Below are 23,839 nucleotides of genomic sequence, written 5' to 3'. Positions count from 1 at the left end.
TACCTGACCAGTGCACTCCCCAACAACTTTGCCCTGATTGTTAGGGGCTCTTCAGTGTGAAAAAAAGCCGTGAATAGCCAACGACCTGTAAACCTAGACCTAAGGACCATCAAACTCCCCATCACCGGCGTTACGTCGTTCCTGCACCGTGTTTCCGGCATCATCCTGTTCCTGGGCTTGGGCATCATGCTTTATGCATTGAGCAAATCCCTGGGTTCCGAGGAAGGATACGCCGAGGTGAAGGCATGCTTGACCAGCCCGCTGGCCAAGTTCGTAGCATGGGGCCTCCTGTCCGCTCTGCTGTATCACCTGGTAGCCGGTGTGCGCCACTTGATCATGGATGCGGGTATCGGTGAGACGCTGGAAGGCGGCCGCCTGGGCTCGAAAATCATCATCGCCATTTCCGTGGTGCTGATCGTTCTGGCAGGAGTTTGGATATGGTAACCAGCGTTACGAACCTTTCGCGTTCGGGCCTCTATGACTGGATGGCACAGCGTGTGTCTGCGGTCGTTCTCGCGGCTTATTTCATTTTCCTGATCGGATACCTCGTCGCAAACCCGGGCATCGGCTATGAGCAATGGCATGGCCTGTTTTCCCACAATGCGATGCGAATCTTCAGTCTGCTGGCCCTTGTAGCCCTGGGCGCTCACGCCTGGGTCGGCATGTGGACCATCGCGACCGACTACCTGACGCCGATGGCGCTGGGCAAGTCCGCGACTGCAGTACGTTTTCTCTTCCAGGCAGTCTGCGGCGTTGCGATGTTCGCGTACTTCGTCTGGGGTGTGCAGATTCTTTGGGGTATCTGATTCATGGCTAACATTCCAACTATTTCCTTCGACGCCATCATTATTGGTGGCGGCGGTGCCGGCATGCGCGCAGCGCTGCAGCTGGCTCAGGGCGGTCACAAGACTGCCGTGATCACCAAGGTGTTCCCGACCCGTTCCCACACTGTGTCGGCCCAGGGTGGCATCACCTGCGCCATCGCCTCCGCCGACCCGAACGATGACTGGCGCTGGCACATGTACGATACCGTCAAGGGTTCCGACTACATCGGTGACCAGGACGCTATCGAGTACATGTGTCAGGAAGGCCCGGCCGCCGTGTTCGAGCTGGACCACATGGGTCTGCCGTTCTCGCGTACCGAGCAAGGTCGTATCTACCAGCGTCCATTCGGCGGCCAGTCGAAGGATTACGGTAAAGGCGGGCAGGCTGCCCGTACGTGCGCCGCTTCCGACCGTACCGGTCACGCGCTGTTGCACACCCTTTATCAGGGCAACCTGAAAGCCGGTACCACGTTCCTGAACGAGTACTACGCCGTTGACCTGGTGAAGAACGCCGACGGCGCCTTCGTCGGTGTGATCGCCATCTGCATCGAAACCGGTGAAACCACCTACATCCGTGCCAAGGCTACTGTGCTGGCAACCGGCGGTGCAGGTCGTATCTACGCGTCGACCACCAATGCCCTGATCAACACCGGTGACGGCGTCGGCATGGCCCTGCGTGCTGGCGTGCCGGTACAAGACATTGAAATGTGGCAGTTCCACCCGACCGGCATCGCCGGCGCCGGTGTACTGGTTACAGAAGGTTGCCGTGGTGAAGGTGGTTACCTGATCAACAAGCACGGCGAGCGTTTCATGGAGCGTTATGCTCCGAACGCCAAAGACCTTGCAGGTCGTGACGTTGTGGCCCGTTCGATGGTTAAGGAAATCATCGCCGGTAACGGCTGTGGCCCGAACGGCGACCACGTACTGCTGAAACTCGATCACCTTGGTGAAGAAGTCCTGCACAGCCGCCTGCCAGGTATCTGCGAGTTGTCCAAGACTTTTGCGCACGTTGACCCGGTAGTTGCTCCGGTGCCGGTTGTTCCGACTTGCCACTATATGATGGGCGGCGTGCCGACCAACATTCATGGCCAGGCGATCACCCAGAACGCCGAAGGCGTGGACGAGATCATCCACGGTCTGTTCGCCGTAGGCGAAGTGGCTTGTGTATCGGTACACGGTGCCAACCGTCTGGGCGGCAACTCGCTGCTCGACCTGGTGGTATTCGGTCGTGCTGCCGGCCTGCACCTGGAAAAAGCCCTGACCGACGGCATCGAATACGATGACGCCACCGACGCCAACATCGAGGCCGCCCTGGCGCGCCTGAACGCTCTGAACGAGCGTACCGATGGCGAAGACGTGGCTACCCTGCGTCGCGAGCTGCAAAGCTGCATGCAGAACTACTTCGGTGTATTCCGTACCGGCGAATACATGCAGAAGGGTATTGCCCAGCTGGCCGACCTGCGCACGCGCATCGCCAACGTCAAGATCAACGATAAGAGCCAGGCGTTCAACACGGCTCGTATCGAAGCCCTTGAGCTGCAAAACCTGCTGGAAGTGGCCGAAGCCACTGCGATCGCCGCCGAGGTTCGTAAAGAATCCCGTGGTGCCCACGCCCGTGAAGACTTTGAAGATCGCGACGACGAAAACTGGTTGTGCCACACCCTGTACTTCCCGGGTGACAAGCGCGTGACCAAGCGTGCCGTGAACTTCTCGCCGAAGACGGTGCCGACGTTTGAACCGAAGATTCGGACTTACTAAGGGTGGCTGCCATGTTGAAAGTCAGTGTTTACCGCTACAACCCTGATCAGGACGCCGCGCCGTTCATGCAGGAATTTCAGGTCGATACCGGTGGTAAAGACCTGATGGTGCTGGATGTACTGGCACTGATCAAAGAGCAGGACGAAGGTTTCTCCTATCGTCGCTCTTGCCGTGAGGGCGTTTGTGGCTCCGACGGCATGAACATCAACGGCAAAAACGGCCTGGCGTGCATCACGCCGCTGTCGGCTGTTGTTAAAGGTAACAAGCTGATCGTTCGTCCTCTGCCAGGTTTGCCGGTTATCCGTGACCTGGTGGTCGATATGAGCATCTTCTACAAGCAATACGAGAAAGTTAAGCCGTTCCTGCAGAACGACACGCCGGCTCCGGCCATCGAACGTCTGCAGTCCCCTGAAGAGCGTGAAAAGCTCGACGGTCTGTACGAGTGCATCCTGTGCGCTTGCTGCTCGACCTCGTGCCCGTCCTTCTGGTGGAACCCGGACAAGTTCCTGGGTCCAGCTGCCCTGCTGCAAGCGTACCGCTTCCTGGCAGACAGCCGTGACACCAAGACGTCCGAGCGTCTGGCTTCACTGGATGACCCGTTCAGCGTATTCCGCTGCCGCGGGATCATGAACTGCGTCAACGTATGTCCCAAAGGCCTGAACCCGACTAAGGCCATTGGTCACATCCGTAACATGCTGCTGCAAAGCGGCGTGTAAGCGACGTTGTAGCAAAGCAGGACCGTTGTGCCCGTAAATGCTACGGCGCAGGCTTCAACCGGCGCCGTAGTTTTAACTTGAGCAGCGACTTACAAAGCCGCAGCTCTTATTTTGAAGAAATGAGACAAGCAGGGGCATTCGGGTTGGTACCCGAACTATCAGCGTGATCCTAAGTGGCTTGTTTTGGTCGCTGCACTTGGCCTTTTGCAAGCAAACTCGGTGTTTTCGCCGGTGGTGTCCCCAAATCGAGGGTGACCAAGCATGCAAGAAAGCGTGATGCAGCGCATGTGGAACAGCGGCTATCTTTCAGGTGGTAACGCTGCCTATGTGGAAGAGCTTTATGAGCTCTACCTGCACGACCCTAACGCTGTGCCAGAAGAATGGCGCACCAAATTTCAGACGTTGTCTTCAGACGGCAACGCTGCCACCGATGTATCGCACGCAACAATTCGCGATCAATTTGTGCTGCTGGCAAAGAACCAGCGCCGCGCCCAACCGGTTTCCGCCGGTAGCGTGAGCAGCGAGCATGAGAAGAAGCAAGTTGAAGTATTGCGACTGATCCAGGCTTACCGGATGCGTGGCCACCAGGCGGCCCAGCTTGACCCGCTGGGGCTCTGGAAGCGTCCTGCACCTGCTGACCTGTCGATCAATCATTACGGCTTGACCAATGCCGATCTTGATACGACCTTCCGTGCCGGCGACCTGTTCATCGGCAAAGAGGAAGCGAGCCTACGCGAAATTCACGAAGCGTTGCAGCAGACATATTGCCGCACCATCGGCGCTGAGTTTACGCACATCACCGATTCCGAGCAGCGCCACTGGTTCCAGCATCGCCTGGAAGGTGTGCGTGGCCGTCCGGTTTTGTCCGCCGACGTGCGCAGCCACTTGCTGGAGCGCGTGACCGCGGCCGAAGGCCTCGAGAAATACCTGGGTACAAAATACCCGGGCACCAAGCGTTTCGGCCTGGAAGGCGGCGAAAGCCTGATTCCAATGCTCGACGAGTTGATCCAGCGTTCCGGTTCCTACGGCACCAAGGAAATCGTGATCGGCATGGCTCACCGTGGTCGCCTGAACGTGTTGGTCAACACCTTCGGCAAGAACCCGCGTGAACTGTTCGACGAGTTCGAAGGCAAGAAGAAGGTCGAACTGGGTTCCGGTGACGTCAAGTATCACCAGGGCTTCTCGTCCAACGTAATGACTACCGGCGGTGAAGTTCACCTGGCCATGGCCTTCAACCCGTCCCACCTGGAAATCGTTTCTCCGGTGGTCGAGGGTTCGGTGCGTGCTCGCCAGGATCGTCGTAACGATTCCACCGGTGAGAAAGTCCTGCCGATTTCCATCCACGGTGACGCGGCGTTCGCCGGTCAAGGCGTGGTCCTGGAAACGTTCCAGATGTCGCAGACTCGCGGCTTCAAGACCGGCGGTACGGTTCACATCGTCATCAACAACCAAGTCGGTTTCACCATCAGCAACCCGCTGGACGCGCGCTCTACCGAGTACGCGACCGACGTTGCCAAGATGATCCAGGCGCCGATCCTCCATGTGAATGGTGATGATCCGGAAGCCGTGTTGTTCGTGACCCAGCTCGCCATCGACTACCGCATGCAGTTCAAGCGTGACGTGGTCATCGACCTGGTTTGCTACCGCCGTCGCGGTCACAACGAAGCGGATGAGCCGAGCGGCACCCAGCCGTTGATGTACCAGCAGATCACCAAGCAGCGCACCACCCGTGAACTGTACGCCGACAGCCTGATTACGGCCGGCGTGGTTGACGATGCGCGTGTTCAGGCGAAAGTCGACGAATACCGCAACGCGCTGGACAACGGCCTGCATGTAGTGAAAAGCCTGGTTAAAGAGCCGAACAAAGAGCTGTTCGTGGACTGGCGCCCGTACCTGGGCCACGCCTGGACGGCGCGTCACGACACCTCGTTCGACCTCAAGACCCTGCAGGAACTGTCCGCCAAGCTGCTGGAAATTCCAGATGGCTTCGTGGTGCAGCGCCAGGTTGCGAAGATCTACGAAGACCGTCAGAAGATGCAAGCCGGCGGCCTGCCGATCAACTGGGGTTACGCCGAAACCATGGCGTACGCGACCCTGGCGTTCGAAGGTCACCCGATCCGCATGACCGGCCAGGACATCGGCCGTGGTACGTTCTCGCACCGTCACGCGGTACTGCACAACCAGAAAGACGCGACCACCTACGTACCGCTGCAACACCTGTACGAAGGCCAGCCACGTTTCGACCTGTACGACTCGTTCCTGTCCGAAGAAGCCGTACTGGCGTTCGAATACGGCTACTCCACCACCACGCCAAATGCGCTGGTGATCTGGGAAGCCCAGTTCGGCGACTTCGCCAACGGTGCCCAGGTGGTTATCGACCAGTTCATCACCAGCGGTGAGCACAAGTGGGGCCGTCTGTGCGGTCTGACCATGTTGCTGCCACACGGTTATGAAGGTCAGGGTCCGGAGCACTCCTCGGCCCGTCTGGAGCGTTACCTGCAGCTGTGCGCCGAGCACAACATCCAGGTGTGCGTGCCGACTACCCCGGCCCAGATCTACCACTTGCTGCGTCGTCAGGTGATCCGCCCGCTGCGCAAGCCGCTGGTAGTGCTGACCCCGAAATCGCTGTTGCGTCACAAATTGGCCATCTCGACCCTGGAAGATCTGGCCGACGGTTCGTTCCAGACCGTGATTCCAGAAATCGACACCCTGGACGCTGCCAAGGTCACTCGCCTGGTCCTGTGCAGCGGCAAGGTTTACTACGACTTGCTGGAAAAACGCCGTGCCGAAGGCCGCGAAGACATCGCCATCGTGCGTATCGAGCAGCTTTACCCGTTCCCGGAAGACGACCTGATGGAGGCCATCGCGCCTTACACCAACCTCACCCACGCGGTGTGGTGCCAGGAAGAACCGATGAACCAGGGCGCGTGGTACAGCAGCCAGCATCATTTGCGTCGCAGTATCGGTAACCACAAAACAGGCCTGGGCCTGGAGTACGCCGGTCGTGATGCTTCTGCTGCACCTGCGTGTGGTTATGCGTCGATGCACGCCGAGCAGCAGGAAAAACTGCTGCAAGATGCTTTCACTGTTTAACGCCTTCGCGCTGACTGAAACCGAATTTTAAGGACCCACAGATAATGGCTATCGAAATCAAAGCCCCGTCATTCCCGGAATCGGTTGCCGATGGCACCGTTGCCACCTGGCACAAGAAACCAGGCGACGCTGTAAAGCGTGACGACCTGATCGTCGACATCGAGACCGACAAAGTCGTTCTGGAAGTGTTGGCCGAAGCTGACGGCGTGCTGGGCGCGATCGTGGCTGAAGAGGGCGCTACCGTCCTGTCGAACCAGATCCTGGGCTCGATCGAAGCGAGCGGCGCTGCTGCTCCTGCTCCGGCCGCCGCTGCTGCTCCAGCTGCCGCACCTGCCGCTGCCGCTCCGGCTGCAGGTGGTGAAGACCCGATCGCTGCACCGGCTGCGCGTCAGCTGGCTGAAGAAAACGGCATCAACCTGGCGTCCCTCAAGGGCACCGGCAAAGACGGCCGCGTAACCAAGGAAGACGTGGTTGCTGCTGTCGAAGCCAAGAAAAACGCTCCGGCTGCTGCACCGGCCAAGGCTGCAGCACCTGCTGCCGCTGCGCCTGTGTTCGCTGCTGGCGACCGTACCGAGAAGCGCGTACCGATGACCCGCGTGCGTGCCACCGTGGCCAAGCGTCTGGTTGAAGCGCAGTCGAACATGGCGATGCTGACCACCTTCAACGAAGTCGACATGACTGAAGTCATGGCCCTGCGTTCGAAGTACAAGGATCTGTTCGAGAAGTCCCACAATGGCGTGCGCCTGGGCTTCATGTCGTTCTTCGTGAAAGCGGCCACCGAAGCGCTGAAACGCTTCCCGGCAGTCAACGCTTCCATCGACGGCAGCGACATCGTTTACCACGGCTATGCAGACGTCGGCGTTGCCGTGTCCAGCGACCGTGGCCTGGTAGTACCGGTCCTGCGTAACGCCGAGCTGATGAGCCTGGCTGAAATCGAAGGCGGCATCGCCGGCTTCGGCAAGAAAGCCCGTGACGGCAAGCTGACCATCGACGAGATGACCGGCGGTACCTTCACCATCACCAACGGTGGTACCTTCGGTTCGATGATGTCGACCCCGATCGTCAACCCGCCGCAAGCTGCGATCCTGGGCATGCACAACATCATCCAGCGTCCGATGGCCATCAACGGCCAAGTCGTGATCCGCCCGATGATGTACCTGGCGCTGTCGTACGATCACCGCCTGATCGATGGTAAAGAAGCCGTGACTTTCCTGGTAACCATCAAGAACCTGCTGGAAGACCCGGCTCGTCTGCTGCTGGACATCTAAAGACGCAGCTGCAAGTTGCGAGCTACAAGCTGTAGGAAAAAGCAGCTTGGCTTGCAGCTTGTCGCTTGAAGCTTGTCGCTGAATAGAGGATCTATTTTCATGACACAGAAATTTGACGTTGTAGTGATTGGTGCCGGTCCTGGCGGCTACGTTGCCGCGATCAAGGCCGCACAACTGGGCCTCTCGACTGCTTGCATCGAAAAATACACCGATAAGGAAGGCAAACTGGCGCTGGGCGGTACTTGCCTGAACGTTGGTTGCATTCCTTCCAAGGCGCTGCTGGACAGCTCCTGGAAATTCCACGAAGCCCAAGACGGTTTCGCGATCCACGGCATCAACCATGCTGGCGTGACCATGGACGTGCCAGCAATGGTCGGCCGTAAAGCCAACATCGTTAAAGGCCTGACTTCCGGCGTTGCCACCCTGTTCAAGGCCAACGGCGTCACTTCCCTGCAAGGCCACGGCAAGCTTCTGGCCGGCAAGAAAGTTGAAATCACCAAGCCGGACGGCTCGGTTGAAGTCATCGAAGCCGAAAACGTGATCCTGGCACCAGGTTCGCGTCCAATCGACATTCCGCCTGCTCCTGTTGACCAGAACGTGATCGTTGATTCGACCGGCGCCCTGGAATTCCAAGCGGTTCCCAAGCGTCTGGGCGTGATCGGCGCTGGCGTAATCGGCCTGGAACTGGGTTCGGTATGGTCGCGCCTGGGTTCTGAAGTGACTGTGCTGGAAGCCCTGGACACGTTCCTGCTGGCTGCCGACACTGCAGTGTCCAAAGAAGCGCTGAAAACCCTGACCAAGCAAGGTCTGGATATCAAGCTGGGCGCCCGTGTTACCGGTTCCAAGGTCAACGGCGACGAAGTCGTTGTGACCTACACCGATAAAGAAGGCGAGCAGACCATCACCTTCGACAAGCTGATCGTAGCCGTGGGTCGCCGTCCAGTGACCACCGACCTGCTGGCTTCCGACAGCGGCGTGAACATCGACGAGCGTGGTTTCATCCACGTTGACGATCATTGCGCTACTACTGTGCCAGGCGTGTATGCCATCGGCGACGTGGTTCGCGGCATGATGCTGGCGCACAAGGCTTCCGAAGAAGGCATCATGGTTGTCGAGCGCATCAAGGGTCATAAAACCCAGATGAACTACGACCTGATCCCATCGGTTATCTACACCCACCCGGAAATTGCATGGGTCGGCAAGAACGAACAGCAGTTGAAAGCTGAAGGCGTTGAAGTTAACGTCGGCACCTTCCCGTTTGCCGCTTCTGGCCGTGCCATGGCAGCTAACGACACCGGTGGTTTTGTCAAAGTCATCGCTGATGCCAAGACTGACCGCGTATTGGGCGTGCACGTGATTGGCCCGAGCGCTGCAGAACTGGTTCAGCAGGGCGCGATCGGTATGGAATTCGGCACCAGTGCCGAAGACCTGGGCATGATGGTCTTCTCCCATCCGACCCTGTCCGAAGCGTTGCACGAAGCAGCGTTGGCAGTGAATGGCGGCGCCATCCACATCGCCAACCGCAAGAAGCGCTAAGCGAGATAATAAGAAACCACGGCGGAGTTGCCCGTCGTGAGCCTTGCGCGCAAGACTCACCGCGGAATATCCGCTGGACGCAGCCTTGCACAGTTTTACGGGTCTTAAGCCTCGCAAATTGTGCAAGCAGCAGTCACAGGTGGTGCGGCACTCATAATGAGCGCAGCGCCGAATGCGCAGTACCTAACGAAGACGGTAAAAAGCATGAATCTTCACGAGTATCAGGGTAAGCAGCTGTTCGCTGAATACGGCCTGCCAGTATCCAAGGGTTACGCAGTAGACACCCCGGAAGCAGCAGCAGAAGCTTGCGACAAAATCGGTGGTACCGAATGGGTTGTCAAAGCCCAGGTCCACGCCGGTGGTCGCGGTAAAGCGGGCGGCGTCAAGCTGGTTCGCAGCAAAGAAGACGCCAAGGCCTTCGCACAGCAGTGGCTGGGCAAGCGTCTGGTGACTTACCAGACTGATGCCAATGGCCAACCAGTCACCAAGATCCTGGTTGAATCGTGCACTGATATCGCTAAAGAGCTGTACCTGGGCGCTGTCGTTGACCGTTCGAGCCGTCGCATCGTGTTCATGGCTTCCACCGAAGGTGGCGTGGACATTGAGAAGATCGCCGAAGAAACCCCAGAAAAAATTCTGAAAGCCACTATCGATCCACTGGTTGGCGCTCAGCCATTCCAGGGTCGCGAGCTGGCTTTCCAGCTGGGCCTGGAAGGCAAGCAAGTTGCCCAGTTCGCCAAGATCTTCGTAGGTCTGGCCAAACTGTTCCAGGATCACGATCTGGCCCTGCTGGAAGTGAACCCGCTGGTGATCAAGGCTGACGGCGATCTGCACTGCCTCGACGCCAAGATCAACATCGACGCCAACGCCATGTACCGTCAGCCTAAGCTGAAGACTTTCCACGATCCGTCGCAAGACGATCCGCGCGAAGCGCACGCTGCCAAGTTCGAACTGAACTACGTAGCCCTGGAAGGTAACATCGGTTGCATGGTCAACGGTGCTGGCCTGGCCATGGGTACCATGGACATCGTCAACCTGCATGGCGGCAAACCAGCCAACTTCCTCGACGTGGGCGGCGGTGCTACCAAAGAACGCGTTACCGAAGCGTTCAAGATCATCCTGTCCGACTCCAACGTCGCAGCAGTATTGGTCAACATCTTCGGCGGCATCGTTCGTTGCGACATGATTGCCGAAGGCATCATCGGTGCAGTGAAAGAAGTTGGCGTTAAAATCCCGGTGGTTGTTCGCCTTGAAGGTAACAACGCTGAACTGGGCGCTAAAGTACTGGCAGAAAGCGGTTTGAACATCATCGCGGCTACCAGCCTGACCGACGCTGCTCAACAAGTTGTCAAAGCTGCGGAGGGCAAATAATGAGCGTCCTGATCAATAAAGACACCAAAGTTATCTGCCAGGGTATTACCGGTTCGCAAGGTAGTTTCCACACCCAGCAAGCCATCGAATACGGCACCAAGATGGTTGGCGGCGTAACTCCGGGCAAAGGCGGCACCGAGCACCTGGGCCTGCCAGTGTTCAACACCGTGAAAGACGCTGTAGCTGCCACTGGCGCCACCGCCAGTGTGATCTACGTTCCAGCTCCTTTCTGCAAGGACTCGATCCTGGAAGCGGCATTCGGCGGCATCAAGCTGATCGTTTGCATCACCGAAGGCATTCCTACCCTGGACATGCTGGACGCTAAAGTTAAGTGCGACGAGCTGGGCGTAGTCCTGATCGGCCCTAACTGCCCAGGCGTGATCACCCCAGGCGAATGCAAGATCGGCATCATGCCAGGTCACATTCACTTGCCAGGTAAAGTCGGTATCGTTTCGCGTTCCGGCACCCTGACTTACGAAGCTGTCAAGCAGACTACTGACGCCGGTTTCGGTCAGTCGACTTGTGTCGGCATCGGCGGTGACCCGATCCCAGGTTCGAACTTCATCGACATCCTGAAGCTGTTCCAGGAAGACCCGAAGACCGAGGCGATCGTAATGATCGGTGAGATCGGCGGTTCGGCTGAAGAAGAAGCGGCTGCCTACATCAAGGCCAACGTGACCAAGCCGGTTGTTTCCTACATCGCTGGTGTGACTGCCCCTGCAGGCAAGCGCATGGGCCATGCTGGCGCAATCATCTCTGGCGGCAAGGGCACAGCAGACGAGAAGTTTGCTGCCCTGGAAGACGCAGGCGTTAAAACCGTGCGTTCGCTGGCAGACATCGGCAAGGCTTTGTCCGAGCTGACCGGTTGGGCTGTCAAGTAAGCCTCGCGCTTAGCTGACGCTTCACCACACAAAGGCCACCTTCGGGTGGCCTTTGTGCATTCTGGATTTGCCCATTTTTTGGCAGATTTACTCGGTCAAATGTGGGAGCTGGCTTGCCTGCGATAGCAGTGTGTCAGCCAACACATTTGGCACAGACAGATCGCTATCGCAGGCAAGCCAGCTCCCACAGGGACGGCACTGCCAAATTAAGTATGAAAACGCGACATTTGGATGTCGCTTATCGGACAGTCCGCCCCGCAACAGTGCGTTTGTCGGCTTATTTCTGTACTCTAGCCGCCTCTTTATGCGTCCGCCTCCCAAAAGGAAGCCGCGCGCTAGACCGGTTGGTCCCCATCAGGGCCGGCAGCAGTTCCCTCATCCACAGGGAATCCCTCTCTAAATTCCGATTCAGTAGTGTGGTATTTCCTGAAATGAAAGTGTTGAAAAGCCAGGACATCCTGGCGTTAGGCTTTATGACTTTTGCCCTGTTCGTGGGCGCCGGCAACATCATCTTCCCGCCTATCGTTGGTTTGCAGTCCGGGCCTCACGTCTGGATGGCAGCGCTGGGCTTCCTGATCACCGCAGTTGGCTTGCCGGTGGTCACCGTGATCGCGCTGGCCAAGGTCGGCGGCGGCATGGACGCATTGAGCAGCCCGATCGGCAAGATCGCCGGTGGCCTGCTGGCGGCGGCGGCGTACCTGGCGGTAGGCCCGCTGTTCGCCACCCCGCGCACCGCGACCGTTTCGTTTGAAGTGGGCCTGGCGCCGCTGACCGGCGAAAGCCCGCTCGCGCTGTTCCTCTACAGCTCGGTGTACTTCCTGCTGGTGTTCTTCATTTCCCTGTACCCAGGGCGTCTGCTGGACACGGTAGGGCGTTTTCTCGCACCGTTGAAGATCATCGCCCTGGCCGTGCTGGGCATCGCTGCGTTTGCCTTGCCGGCCGGTGATGTGGGTGTTGCCACCCCGGAATACGTCGCTGCACCGTTCTCCCAGGGCTTTATCAATGGCTACTTGACCATGGATACCCTCGGCGCGCTGGTGTTCGGTATCGTCATCGTCAACGCGATTCGTTCCCGTGGTGTTGAGTCGCCAAAGCTGATCACTCGCTATGCGATCATCGCCGGGCTGATTGCCGGCGTGGGCCTGGCGCTGGTGTACATCAGCCTGTTCCGCCTGGGTTCGGGCAGCCACGCGGTGGCGGCCGGTGCCAGCAATGGCGCGGCAGTGCTGCACGCCTACGTGCAACACACCTTCGGCTCCCTGGGCAGCGGCTTCCTCGCGGTGTTGATCTCCCTGGCGTGCTTGGTCACCGCCGTGGGCCTGACCTGTGCTTGCGCCGAGTACTTCAGCAAAGTGCTGCCATTGTCTTACAAGACGCTGGTGGTGATCCTGGCGCTGTTCTCGCTGTTCGTGTCCAACCTGGGCCTGACCAAGCTGATTGCCTTCTCGATCCCGGTGCTCACCGCGATCTACCCGCCGTGCATCGTGCTGGTGGCTCTGAGCTTCTGCAAAGACTTCTGGCAGGAGCAGGGCCGTATTGTTGGCCCGGTGATGCTGGTGTCGTTCATCTTTGGTTGCATCGACGCGCTTAAAGGCGCTGGCTTGGCCGATTGGATGCCTGCACAGTTGGCGCACCTGCCGTTGAGTGAGCAAGGTTTGGCCTGGCTGGTGCCATCGGTGATGACGCTCGGCGTGGCGGTAGTGGTTGACCGTATGCTCGGCAAGCGTAGCGAAGCCATCGCCTGACTCAAGGTTTCACGCTGTACTGAAATGCCCCGTATCAATCGATACGGGGCATTTTTTATGCCTGCAAGACCACAACGCTCTAAAGTTGGAGTTCGGTCAATGTGGGAGCTGGCTTGCCTGCGATGGCGTCGGTTCAGTCACTGCTGTGTAGCCTGGTCCACCGCCATCGCAGGCAAGCCAGCTCGCACATTTTTAACCGTGTTTGTCTTTAATCATCGTATACAAGGCCCTGCATGTCGTTCATCGAAACCAATCAAATCCACCTGCTGGCCGCCTTCTGGTTTGCCCTGTGCTGGGGTGGCTACACCCGCTATGCCAGTTGGAAAGCCCGAGACACCGCCTGCCTGGCCAGCGTGCTGCACCTGTATCGCGAAGACTGGATGCGCCGTATGCTGCTGCGCGATAACCGGATTGCCGACGCCAGTGTGATCGGCAACCTGGAGCGCAATGCCTCGTTCTTCGCCTCCAGCACGTTGATTATTCTCGCCGGTATTCTCACCGTGCTGGGCGCATCCGAGCGTGCGGTATCGTTGCTGGCGGACATCCCCATGGTGCAGCAGGCGTCACAGGGTATGTCGGAAATCAAGCTGCTGTGCCTGGCGCTGGTGTTCGTCTACGCGTTCTTCACCTTCAGCTGGTGCATGCGCCAATACAACTTTGCCGCCGTGCTGGTGGGCTCGGCGCCGATGATCGGAGAGCGGCAGGTGTCGGAGCAGGAGCGCAAGGCATTTGCCCTGCGGGCGGCGCGGGTGATTTCGATGGCGGCCAACCAGTTCAACTTTGGCCTGCGCTCGTATTACTTCGGCATGACCATGCTGGCCTGGTTTGTCAGCCCCTGGTTGTTCATGTTGATGAGCAGCGGGGTGGTACTGGTGCTGTATCGCCGCGAGTTTCATTCCGACGTACTGCAGGTGATGGTTTATACGCCGACCGATATGCCGGTAGCCGAGCCGGCTAAAGAAACCGTGTCTTGATGAGTGGCACCCAGGGTTAATCAAATTCTATAAATCGCAGGCAAAGTAAAGCCCGCTATGTAAGCGGGCTTTCTTTTTGCAGCAAATGCCAGGCTATTAGTTCTTGGCAGGTTCTGCAGGTGCGGCAGGTGCAGCTTCTTTCGCGGCGGCTTCGTTCGATTCAGCCTGAGCTTTGGCAGCATCGGCGTTTTCTTTCGCAGCGTCGTTCACTTTATCCTGTGCTTTCGCCATGTCCTTCTGAGCTTGCTCAGAATGCGCGGCGGCATCTTGGGCTTTGTCTTCGGATTTCTTATCGCAGGCAGCGAGACCGAGGGCAGCGGCCAACATCATGGAAATAGCTAAAGTCTTGCGCATGGGGTGTTTCTCCTTATTGAAGATATCTACTGGCCTTTCGAGCTTGGACGGCCAGCATTAGTTCCTTTTGTTTCAAAGATATATAAAACACCGCTGCCAAGGAACTTTTAGTCCTGTCCCGGCTACTGCGCAAACCCACACTAATAAGAGTCTGCACACATGACCGAAAATCCCTTGTTAGAGCGTGCCACACGCTTTGTTTTGGCCCTGCGCCATTGCCAGGTGCTGGGCATCATCGTGCATGCCGCCAGCGAGGAGGGCATGACGCTGGCCCTGCCTTACGGCCCGCATATCGTCGGTGACCCTCAGACCGGCGTGATTCACGGCGGCGCGCTGACCTCACTGATGGACACCGCCTGCGGCATGGCCACGCTGTGCGTGCTGCCGGAGTTCGAGGTGTGCCCGACCCTGGATTTGCGCGTCGACTACATGCATCCCGCCGAGCCGCACAAGCCGGTGTATGGCTTTGCACAATGCTACCGGGTGACCACCGACGTGATCTTTACCCGTGGCTTTGCCTACCAGGATGATCCTCAGCAACCCATCGCCCATGTGGTGGGCACCTTCATGCGCATGGGCAAGCGCCTCAAAGGCACGCAAGGATTCGGCAATTCGATCAAGGGAGACCAGGCATGACGCATCGATTCAAGACCCGCCTCGAACAGGCCCATGAGCGCGGCGACTATGAGGCGTTGCTCAACCTGGTGCCCTACGCCAAGCTGATCGGCATCGAATGCTCAAGGTTGGGGGATGAGCTGCTGTTTCGCCTGCCGGCCAACAAGGACAATATTGGTAACCCGATATTGCCAGCGCTGCACGGCGGTGTGATCGCAGGTTTTATGGAGCTGTCGGCAGCGTTACATTTGCTGGTATTTACCGGTGCGCCAGGTTTGCCGAAAATCATCGATTTTTCCCTGGATTACTTGCGTGCCGGGCAGTTTCGCGACACTTACGCCAAATGCCAGGTGTGGCGCCAAGGCCGCCGGGTGGCGAATGTGGCGATCACCGCCTGGCAAAGCACCGCCGCTGAGCCGATTGCCACCGCTCGCGCACATTTCAAAATTGAGGAATTGGTGCGCCCTTGAAATCCTGGTCTTAGCCCCCAACTTTGATGACAACCCGCCGCCAACCCTTTCGGGCGCGGCCACTGCCATCCAATTGGAGTTTGATGACCATGAGTGTGGAAACTCAAAAGGAAACCCTGGGCTTCCAGACCGAGGTGAAGCAACTGCTGCACCTCATGATCCATTCGCTGTATTCCAACAAGGAAATCTTCCTTCGCGAATTGATCTCGAACGCCTCTGACGCTGTCGACAAATTACGTTTCGAAGCCCTCTCCAAGCCTGAGTTGCTGGAAGGTGGCGCCGAACTGAAAATCCGTGTGAGCTTCGACAAGGACGCCAAGACCGTCACCCTCGAAGACAACGGCATCGGCATGAGCCGCGAAGACGCGATTACCCATTTGGGTACCATCGCCAAATCCGGCACCGCAGACTTCATGAAGAATCTGTCGGGCGACCAGAAGAAAGATTCGCACCTGATCGGCCAGTTCGGCGTGGGCTTCTATTCGGCCTTCATCGTCGCCGACAAGGTTGAAGTATTCAGCCGCCGCGCCGGCCTTGACGCCAGCGAAGGCGTGCACTGGGCCTCCAAAGGTGAGGGCGAGTTCGAAATCGCCACTGTCGACAAGGCTGACCGTGGCACGCGTATCGTGCTGCACCTCAAAGCCGCTGAAGATGAATTCGCCGACGGCTACCGCCTGCGCAATATCATCAAGAAATACTCCGACCACATCGCTTTGCCGATCGAACTGCCGAAAGAACAAGTGGCTGTCGAGGGCGAAGAGAAACCTGCCCAGGAATGGGAAGTGGTCAACCGTGCCAGCGCCTTGTGGACCCGCCCTCGTACCGAAGTCAAAGACGAGGAGTACCAAGAGTTCTATAAGCACATCGCTCACGACTACGAGAACCCGCTGAGCTGGAGCCACAACAAGGTCGAAGGCAAGCTGGAATACAGCTCGCTGCTTTATGTACCGGCCCGTGCCCCATTCGATCTGTACCAGCGTGAGGCGCCAAAAGGCCTGAAACTGTACGTGCAGCGCGTGTTCGTGATGGACCAGGCGGAATCGTTCCTGCCGCTGTACCTGCGCTTCATCAAAGGTGTGGTCGACTCCAACGACCTGTCGCTGAACGTGTCGCGCGAAATTCTGCAGAAAGACCCGATCATCGACTCCATGAAGTCGGCGCTGACCAAGCGCGTGCTCGACATGCTGGAAAAGCTGGCGAAGAACGAGCCTGAGCAATACAAGGGCTTCTGGAAAAACTTCGGCCAGGTCATGAAAGAAGGCCCGGCAGAAGATTTCGCCAACAAGGAAAAAATCGCCGGCCTGCTGCGTTTTGCCTCGACTCAGGGTGACGACGGCGAGCAGATCGTGTCGTTGGCCGAGTACCTGGCACGCGCCAAGGAAGGTCAGGACAAGATCTACTACCTGACCGGCGAAACCTACGCCCAGGTCAAGAACAGCCCGCACCTGGAAGTCTTCCGCAAGAAAGGCATCGAAGTGCTGCTGTTGACCGACCGTATCGACGAGTGGCTGATGAGCTACCTCAGCGAGTTCGACGGCAAGACCTTCGTCGACGTGGCCCGTGGTGACCTGGACCTGGGTAACCTGGACTCCGAAGAAGAGAAGAAGGAAGCCGAAGAAGTCGCCAAGGCCAAAGAAGGCCTGGTTGAGCGGATCAAGACTGCCTTGGGCGATGCCGTCAGCGAAGTGCGGGTTTCCCACCGTCTGACCGACTCTCCGGCGATTCTGGCCATCGGTGAGCAGGACCTGGGCATGCAGATGCGTCAGATCCTCGAAGCCAGCGGGCAGAAAGTGCCGGATTCCAAGCCGATCTTCGAATTCAACCCGGCTCACCCGCTGATCGAGAAACTCGATGGCGAGCAGAGTGAAGAGCGTTTTGGCGACCTGTCGCACATCCTCTTCGACCAGGCAGCCCTGGCTGCCGGTGACAGCCTTAAAGATCCGGCCGCGTATGTGCGCCGCCTGAACAAGCTGTTGGTTGAACTGTCGGTTTAACACCGTTGTAGAAAAACCCGCTTCGGCGGGTTTTTTCGTTCTAACGCACCTCAACTGGAGTAAATGATGAGCCAAGTCACTGTACGTTCCGTGGTCTATCAGATTGATGGCCAGTCTTATGAAAGCCGCCTGGCGTTCGATGCCAGCCACAAAGGCCCGCTGCCGGGCCTGCTGATGGCGCCGAACTGGATGGGGGTGAGTGCGGGTGCCGAGGAAATCGCCAAGAGCGTGGCCAGCCAAGGCTACGTGGTACTGATCGCCGACCTGTACGGGCAGACCGTGCGCCCGACGAATGGCGATGAAGCCGGCGCTGCGATGATGCCGTTGAAGAACGATAACCCGGCGCTGCTCAAGCGCATGCAGGCGGCCTTTGAGCAACTGCAAAGCCAGACCGAAGCGGCCGTTGATACCTCGAAGCTGGCGACCTTCGGTTTCTGCTTTGGTGGTTTCTGCTCGCTGGAGCTGGCACGCACCGGTGCGCCGTTGAAGGCTGCGGTGTCGTTCCACGGCACGATCGACACACAAAACCCGGCAGGTGCCAAGCACGTCAAGGGTTCGGTGTTGGTGCTGCACGGCGCGTCCGATCCGTTGGTGCCGAAAGAGCAACTGCCGGCGTTTGAGCAAGAAATGAACGCCGCCGGTGTGGATTGGCAACTGCTGAGCTACGGCGGCGCGGTGCATTCCTTTACTGACCCGCACGCCAATGTGCCGGGCAAGATGATGTACGACGCGAAGACGGCCAAGCGTGCGTTCCAGTCGATGCATAACTTGCTGGATGAAGTGTTCAAGGGCTAAAGCTTTAGCGCCTGTTCCGGCCTCATCGCAGGCAAGCCAGCTCCCACACGTTGAACTGTGAAAACAGTCGACAGGTGGGAGCTGGCTTGCCTGCGATAGCTATCTGACAGGCAACTCGATTCTTTCTGACTCACCCGGCACCGTCGGCCAATCCCCGGCCGCCCAGCGCTGCCTGGCCTGTTCAATCACCGCCGGATCGCTCGCGACAAAATTCCAATTGATCCGGCGTGGCCCATCCAGCGGCGCGCCGCCGAACACCACCACGTGGCAATCGCTTTCGGCAAACAAGGTCATTTCCTGCCCGCTCGGCAATACCACCAGGCTATGCGCCTCCACTGCCTCACCGTCCAACTGCACCTCGCCGTCCAGCACATACACCGCGCGCTCCTCATGCTCATCCGGGATCAGCAGCGTCGTGGCCGTGTGCATCTGCACCTCGGCATATAACGTAGGCGACAGCACCGGCACCGGCGATTTAAGGCAGAAGCCCGCGCCTGCGATCAGGCGAATCTGCACGCCCAGGTTATCGCTCACCGGCAGGCTTGCCGCCGGGTGATGGCTGTAGTGGCCCGGCCCGGTTTCATGGTCCTTGGGCGAGGCCAGCCACACCTGCAGGCCGTGCAGGCTGAAACCACTGGCCTTGAGGGCTTCGGGCGTGCGCTCGACGTGGGCAATTGCGCTGCCGGCGGTCATCCAGCTGACGTCGCCGGCTTGCACTACCTGGTCCGAGCCCAGGCTGTCCTTGTGTTGCAGGGCGCCTTCGAACAGGTAGGTGAGGGTGGACAGCCCGATATGCGGGTGCTGGCGGATATTCATGCCGGTGCCGGGTGCATAGCGGGTCGACAACATATGGTCGAAAAACACAAAAGGCCCGACGCTGCGGCATTCGCGTGACGGCAGCGGTCGCAGGATCGGCTGGCCTTCGACGTCTTCGGCGCGCGGGCGGATCACGGTGAGGGTGGTCATGGGGCGTCCCTGTCTGAGCGGGTTAGGTGCTACTGAGCATAACCCGCTCGACGGGAGGTTGGGGCTACTGGCTGAAAGCGCCTTCGGACAGTTTGGTTTCGATGGTGACGTCGGCGGTGGTCATCAGCTTGTGTACCGGGCACTTATCGGCGACGCGATGCAGTTCATCGCGCTGCTCATCGCTGAGTACGCCCTTGAGCGTCAGCTTGACGTTGAGCTTGTACTTGCCTTTTTGCTCCTCTGAGCTGTCGTGGGTAACTTCCACGGTGACGCCGGTGAGCGGGATGTCTTTTTTCTGCGCGTAGAGCTTGACGGTCAGCGCCTTGCACGAGGCCAGGGCGGCGTCGAAATAATCGTGGGGCGAGGGCGCCGAATCATCACCGCCCAGGCTCTTGGGCAGGTCGGTGAACAGTTCGTGGTTGTTGATGTTCACGCTGTGGCGAAAGTTGTCGTGGTTAAGCGTATTGACGGTAACAGGCATGGCAAACCTCACGAGGGCAGTAAAAGGTCATGCAGTTATAGAGCATGCTGGCACTTCAGTGTTCCGTGTTTTTTCCAATGGCTGCCCGCGCGATTGCCAAGCGCGTTGATATCGCGTTTTCGTCTTACGCAAACGCGACAAAGGGCCGATACCTTTCAGGAGACCTGCTGCAGGTGGATGCAGCGCATTCGGAAGGAATCCAGGCATGAGTATCCGTAGTTTGAATATCGCCCCGCGCGCAGGCTTAGGCTTTGGCGTGCTGGCATTGATGGTGTTTGCCCTGGGCGGCTTCGCCCTGCTGCAGATGGCCAATATGCGCCAGCAGTCCGATCAGGTGGAGAACAACTGGCTGCCCAGCGTGATGGCGGTGGGGGAGATGAGCCAGGACCTGTTGCGGGTGCGTGCCCTCACCCTGCGTTTGGTGGTCAACCGTGACCCGCAGGCGCTGGCGCAGAACGAACAGAAGCTCACCGACCTGAAAAACGGCCTGCACCATGCGCAGACGCTCTACGAAGGGTTGATCGTACTGCCCGAAGAGCGTGTACTGTTTGATCGTTTCAAAAACCAGGAGCAGCAATACCTGCAACGTCAGGAGCAGGTGATGGCGTTTTCCAAGGCCAACCAGCTGGAGGATGCGGTCAGGATCGTCAATGGGGAGATGAATCAACTGGCCGATGAGATGGCCGCGACCCTGCACGACCTGGTCGCCTTGAACAAGGCCAGTGCCAACCAGGCCGCGAACCTCGCGCAGAGCGTATTCACCCAATCGCGCACATGGGTGGTTGGCATGATAGTGCTCACAGCATTGATCACCATTGGCCTGGCGGTATGGCTGACCCGCAGCATCGTGCTGCCGTTGGCGCAGTCGCTGAAGGTTGCCCAGGGCGTGGCAGGCGGCGACCTCACTGGTGAGATCAACGTAACCGGCAACGATGAACCCGCGCGCTTGCAGCAGGCGCTCAAGGGCATGCAGGAGAACCTGCGCGACACCATTCGACGGATTGCCGAGTCTTCGAACCAATTGGCCTCGGCTTCTGAAGAACTCAGTTGTGTGACTGAAGATGCGACCCGTGGTTTGCACCAGCAGAACCAGGAAATTGAACAGGCGGCCACGGCGGTCAACCAGATGACCGCGGCGGTGGAGGAGGTGGCGAGCAATGCGGTGGCCACGTCACAGGCGTCCCGCGAGTCTGACCGCATTGCCCAGCGTGGGCGCGAGCAGGTGCATCAGACCGTGGTGTCGATTGAAGCGCTGGCCGATGACGTCACATCCAACGCGACCCAGGTTGAGGACTTGGCGCAGAAGGTCTATGGCATCAGCAAGGTGTTGGATGTGATTCGCTCGATTGCCGAGCAGATCAACTTGCTGGCGCTGAATGCCGCGATCGAAGCGGCGCGCGCGGGCGATGCCGGGCGTGGGTTTGCGGTGGTGGCCGATGAAGTGCGGGCACTGGCCCATCGCACGCAGCAGTCGACTCAGGAAATAGAATTGATGATAAGCGGGATTCAGCAAGGCACCGATCAAGCTGTCAGTTCGATGCAGCAGAGCAATACGCGGGCGCGCTCTACGTTGGATATCGCCAAGTCGGCGGGCACGGCGTTGGAGGAGATTGCGTCGGCCTTTACCTTGATCAACGAGCGCAACCTGGTGATTGCGAGTGCCTCGGAGCAGCAGGCAGCGGTGGCGCGGGAGGTGGATCGCAATTTGATGAATATTCGCGACCTGGCGCATCAGACGTCGACGGGCGCTAACCAGACCAGTGCGGCGAGCCAGGAGTTGTCGCGGTTGGCGGTGGACCTGAATACCATGGTGGCGCGGTTTTCGGTGTAGGGCTTGGGACCGAGGTGACGCTATCGCAGGCAAGCCAGCTCCCACATGTTGAATGGCGAACACCGCCATATGTGGGAGCTGGCTTGCCTGCGATGAAGGCGACTCGGTCTCATTCCATTGCCCACAAAAAAGCCCCGAACCAGTCGGGGCTTTTCCAGGTGATCAACCTGCGGGGCTTACTTGCCCTGCCAGCGTTTCAGTACCAGGGTGGCGTTGGTGCCACCGAAGCCGAAGCTGTTGCTCATCACGGTGTCGATTTTTGCGTTTTCAACGGTCTTGGTCAGGATCGGCATATCGGCGACGACCGGGTCGATCTCGTCGATGTTGGCCGAGCCGGCCATGAAGTTGCCTTCCATCATCAGCAGGCAGTAGATCGCTTCGTGAACGCCGGCGGCGCCCAGGGAGTGACCCGACAGGCTCTTGGTGGAGCTGATGGCCGGAGCCTTGTCACCGAATACTGCACGCACGCCTTCCATTTCCTTGGCATCGCCGACCGGAGTCGAAGTGCCGTGGGTGTTCAGGTAGTCGATTGGGGTGTCCACGGTGGACATGGCCATCTGCATGCAACGAATGGCACCTTCGCCGCTCGGCGCAACCATGTCGTAGCCGTCGGAAGTAGCGCCGTAGCCGACGATTTCCGCGTAGATTTTTGCACCACGGGCCAGAGCGTGTTCCAGTTCCTCGACCACCACCATGCCGCCACCGCCGGCGATGACGAAGCCGTCACGCTTGGCGTCGTAGGCGCGGGAGGCCTTTTCCGGGGTTTCGTTGTACTGGGTGGACAGCGCGCCCATGGCGTCGAACAGGAACGACTGGCTCCAATGTTCTTCTTCGCCGCCGCCGGCGAAAACGATGTCCTGCTTGCCCAGCTGGATCTGCTCGACCGCAGTACCGATGCAATGAGCACTGGTGGCGCAGGCGGAGGAGATCGAGTAGTTCACACCCTTGATCTGGAACGGGGTGGCCAGACAGGCCGAAACAGTGCTGCCCATGGTCCGCGTTACGCGGTACGGGCCAACGCGCTTCACGCCTTTTTCGCGCAGGATGTCCAGCGCTTCCATCTGGTTGAGGGTCGATGCGCCGCCGGAGCCGGCGATCAGGCCGGTGCGTACGTTCGAAACCTGGTCTTCGCTCAGGCCGGAATCGGCAATGGCGTCTTTCATGGCCAGGTAAGCGTAAGCGGCAGCGTGGCCGACGAAGCGATAGATCTTGCGATCAATCAGTTCTTCGAGGGGCAGGTCAATGGAGCCGGAAACCTGGCTACGCAGACCCATTTCGGCATATTCCGGGTTGAAGCGGATGCCAGGGCGACTTGCACGCAGGTTAGCGGTGACGGTCTCTTTGTCATTGCCCAGGCAAGAAACAATGCCCAGACCAGTGATAACGACGCGGCGCATGCGGATAACCCTTAAAAGTTGTCAGTGGAAGTGAATACGCCGACCCGAAGGCCTTCGGCAGTATAGATCTCGCGACCGTCGACAGTCACCGAACCGTCGGCGATAGCGAGGTTCAGCTTGCCCTTGAGGACGCGCTTGATTTGAATGTTGTAGGTGACTTTCTTGGCAGTCGGCAGGACCTGGCCAAAGAACTTCACTTCGCCCGAACCCAGGGCGCGGCCGCGACCTGGCAGGCCTTGCCAGCCCAGGTAGAAACCGACCAGTTGCCACATGGCATCAAGGCCCAGGCAGCCCGGCATCACAGGGTCGCCTTCGAAATGGCAGGCGAAGAACCACAGGTCAGGGGTGATATCCAGCTCGGCGACCAATTCACCTTTGCCGTACTTGCCACCCTCTTCGCTGATATGGGTGATGCGATCCACCATCAGCATGTTCGGGGCGGGCAGTTGCGCGTTACCTGGGCCGAACAGCTCACCGCGACTGCAGCGCAGCAGGTCTTCCCGAGTAAAGGCGTTTTGTTTGGTCATGCGAGCTCCTCAATAATCCCATGCGGCAGGGCAGGGTAAATCTTCCCGGACCGAATGAAGCGTTCATGCCTCATACCGGCAGCCTACACATAGACTATTGCGTTGTAGTGAAAGTCACAGCGTCAAGGTACTCAATGTACACTTGTTCACTGAAATTTTAAACCGAGCCTGTTTATCGGCCCGTTTGGGTGCCTAAGACTGCCGCACTTTCGTCTCTCGCGCCAGTCGCAGTTGGTTGATGGC

General features: G+C 58.7%; 21 protein-coding genes. 16 read left to right on the top strand and 5 right to left on the bottom strand.

Annotated features, from left to right (window positions below; genetic code table 11):
* The first annotated feature begins 69 nt into the window (after nucleotides 1-69).
* From sdhC to AB4P96_RS22390, 11 genes are all read left to right on the top strand, one after another.
* On the top strand, nucleotides 70-444 hold the full coding sequence (sdhC, locus tag AB4P96_RS22440; protein WP_016979564.1) for a succinate dehydrogenase, cytochrome b556 subunit: 375 nt from the start codon (nucleotides 70-72) through the stop codon (nucleotides 442-444).
* The gene (gene sdhD, locus AB4P96_RS22435; protein ID WP_003172805.1) at nucleotides 438-806 is read left to right on the top strand and encodes a succinate dehydrogenase, hydrophobic membrane anchor protein; all 369 of its coding nucleotides are present in this window, start codon (nucleotides 438-440) and stop codon (nucleotides 804-806) included. Before sdhC ends, sdhD begins: the two co-directional genes overlap by 7 nt.
* A 3-nt stretch (nucleotides 807-809) precedes the next feature.
* A complete protein-coding gene (sdhA, locus tag AB4P96_RS22430) occupies nucleotides 810-2,582 on the top strand; it encodes a succinate dehydrogenase flavoprotein subunit (protein WP_017134444.1) in 1,773 nt (590 codons plus the stop codon).
* Nucleotides 2,583-2,593: 11 nt separating this feature from the next.
* A complete protein-coding gene (locus AB4P96_RS22425; RefSeq protein WP_003172807.1) occupies nucleotides 2,594-3,298 on the top strand; it encodes a succinate dehydrogenase iron-sulfur subunit in 705 nt (234 codons plus the stop codon).
* 261 nt (nucleotides 3,299-3,559) lie between these two features.
* On the top strand, nucleotides 3,560-6,391 hold the full coding sequence (locus AB4P96_RS22420; RefSeq protein WP_017134445.1) for a 2-oxoglutarate dehydrogenase E1 component: 2,832 nt from the start codon (nucleotides 3,560-3,562) through the stop codon (nucleotides 6,389-6,391).
* 44 nt (nucleotides 6,392-6,435) lie between these two features.
* Nucleotides 6,436-7,659, top strand: coding sequence for a 2-oxoglutarate dehydrogenase complex dihydrolipoyllysine-residue succinyltransferase (odhB, locus tag AB4P96_RS22415; RefSeq protein WP_395600100.1), 1,224 nt, complete (start codon nucleotides 6,436-6,438; stop codon nucleotides 7,657-7,659).
* A gap of 99 nt (nucleotides 7,660-7,758) precedes the next feature.
* Nucleotides 7,759-9,195, top strand: coding sequence for a dihydrolipoyl dehydrogenase (lpdA, locus tag AB4P96_RS22410; protein WP_395600099.1), 1,437 nt, complete (start codon nucleotides 7,759-7,761; stop codon nucleotides 9,193-9,195).
* Nucleotides 9,196-9,399: 204 nt separating this feature from the next.
* Entirely contained in the window at nucleotides 9,400-10,566 is a 1,167-nt protein-coding gene (sucC, locus tag AB4P96_RS22405; RefSeq protein WP_003210567.1) for an ADP-forming succinate--CoA ligase subunit beta, read from the top strand.
* A complete protein-coding gene (gene sucD / locus AB4P96_RS22400; RefSeq protein ID WP_056859731.1) occupies nucleotides 10,566-11,447 on the top strand; it encodes a succinate--CoA ligase subunit alpha in 882 nt (293 codons plus the stop codon). The genes sucC and sucD overlap by 1 nt, the downstream gene beginning before the upstream one ends.
* A 431-nt stretch (nucleotides 11,448-11,878) precedes the next feature.
* A complete protein-coding gene (gene brnQ / locus AB4P96_RS22395) occupies nucleotides 11,879-13,192 on the top strand; it encodes a branched-chain amino acid transport system II carrier protein (RefSeq protein ID WP_056859730.1) in 1,314 nt (437 codons plus the stop codon).
* A 233-nt stretch (nucleotides 13,193-13,425) separates the two neighbouring features.
* On the top strand, nucleotides 13,426-14,166 hold the full coding sequence (locus AB4P96_RS22390) for a DUF599 domain-containing protein (RefSeq protein WP_017134479.1): 741 nt from the start codon (nucleotides 13,426-13,428) through the stop codon (nucleotides 14,164-14,166).
* A 96-nt stretch (nucleotides 14,167-14,262) separates the two neighbouring features.
* Here AB4P96_RS22390 and AB4P96_RS22385 read toward each other — a convergent pair whose 3' ends face one another.
* Nucleotides 14,263-14,520, bottom strand: a complete 258-nt coding sequence (locus AB4P96_RS22385; protein ID WP_017134478.1) for a hypothetical protein — start codon at nucleotides 14,518-14,520, stop codon at nucleotides 14,263-14,265.
* A 159-nt stretch (nucleotides 14,521-14,679) separates the two neighbouring features.
* Between AB4P96_RS22385 and AB4P96_RS22380 the strand changes: the two genes are divergently transcribed.
* The 4 genes from AB4P96_RS22380 to AB4P96_RS22365 all read left to right on the top strand — a co-directional run bounded on the left by AB4P96_RS22380 (nucleotide 14,680) and on the right by AB4P96_RS22365 (nucleotide 18,394).
* Nucleotides 14,680-15,156, top strand: coding sequence for a PaaI family thioesterase (locus tag AB4P96_RS22380; RefSeq protein WP_177033500.1), 477 nt, complete (start codon nucleotides 14,680-14,682; stop codon nucleotides 15,154-15,156).
* The gene (locus AB4P96_RS22375; RefSeq protein WP_017134476.1) at nucleotides 15,153-15,605 is read left to right on the top strand and encodes a PaaI family thioesterase; all 453 of its coding nucleotides are present in this window, start codon (nucleotides 15,153-15,155) and stop codon (nucleotides 15,603-15,605) included. Before AB4P96_RS22380 ends, AB4P96_RS22375 begins: the two co-directional genes overlap by 4 nt.
* Before the next feature lie 89 nt (nucleotides 15,606-15,694).
* Entirely contained in the window at nucleotides 15,695-17,599 is a 1,905-nt protein-coding gene (gene htpG, locus AB4P96_RS22370; RefSeq protein ID WP_236447037.1) for a molecular chaperone HtpG, read from the top strand.
* A gap of 66 nt (nucleotides 17,600-17,665) precedes the next feature.
* Complete coding sequence (locus tag AB4P96_RS22365; protein WP_099549023.1) at nucleotides 17,666-18,394, top strand: dienelactone hydrolase family protein; 729 nt, start codon at nucleotides 17,666-17,668, stop codon at nucleotides 18,392-18,394.
* Nucleotides 18,395-18,493: 99 nt separating this feature from the next.
* Here AB4P96_RS22365 and AB4P96_RS22360 read toward each other — a convergent pair whose 3' ends face one another.
* Both AB4P96_RS22360 and AB4P96_RS22355 read right to left on the bottom strand, forming a co-directional pair.
* Nucleotides 18,494-19,360: a pirin family protein gene (locus tag AB4P96_RS22360; RefSeq protein ID WP_099549022.1), complete on the bottom strand. Its 867-nt coding sequence runs from the start codon at nucleotides 19,358-19,360 to the stop codon at nucleotides 18,494-18,496.
* Nucleotides 19,361-19,424: 64 nt separating this feature from the next.
* Nucleotides 19,425-19,841, bottom strand: coding sequence for an OsmC family protein (locus tag AB4P96_RS22355; RefSeq protein WP_099549021.1), 417 nt, complete (start codon nucleotides 19,839-19,841; stop codon nucleotides 19,425-19,427).
* Between the two features lie 205 nt (nucleotides 19,842-20,046).
* Here AB4P96_RS22355 and AB4P96_RS22350 point away from each other — a divergent pair, with 205 nt between their 5' ends.
* On the top strand, nucleotides 20,047-21,672 hold the full coding sequence (locus AB4P96_RS22350) for a methyl-accepting chemotaxis protein (RefSeq protein ID WP_395600098.1): 1,626 nt from the start codon (nucleotides 20,047-20,049) through the stop codon (nucleotides 21,670-21,672).
* 176 nt (nucleotides 21,673-21,848) lie between these two features.
* Here the strand turns inward: AB4P96_RS22350 and fabB are convergent, their stop codons facing one another.
* Both fabB and fabA read right to left on the bottom strand, forming a co-directional pair.
* The gene (gene fabB, locus AB4P96_RS22345) at nucleotides 21,849-23,069 is read right to left on the bottom strand and encodes a beta-ketoacyl-ACP synthase I (protein WP_017134470.1); all 1,221 of its coding nucleotides are present in this window, start codon (nucleotides 23,067-23,069) and stop codon (nucleotides 21,849-21,851) included.
* Nucleotides 23,070-23,080: 11 nt separating this feature from the next.
* Nucleotides 23,081-23,596, bottom strand: coding sequence for a 3-hydroxyacyl-[acyl-carrier-protein] dehydratase FabA (gene fabA / locus AB4P96_RS22340; RefSeq protein WP_003210552.1), 516 nt, complete (start codon nucleotides 23,594-23,596; stop codon nucleotides 23,081-23,083).
* Nucleotides 23,597-23,839: the final 243 nt, after the last annotated feature.

Source organism: Pseudomonas sp. B19125 (assembly GCF_044218855.1).
Lineage (GTDB): Bacteria > Pseudomonadota > Gammaproteobacteria > Pseudomonadales > Pseudomonadaceae > Aquipseudomonas > Aquipseudomonas edaphica.
Note: the sequence above shows the minus strand (reverse complement) of the source record. Positions and strands in the feature narration are given on the sequence as shown.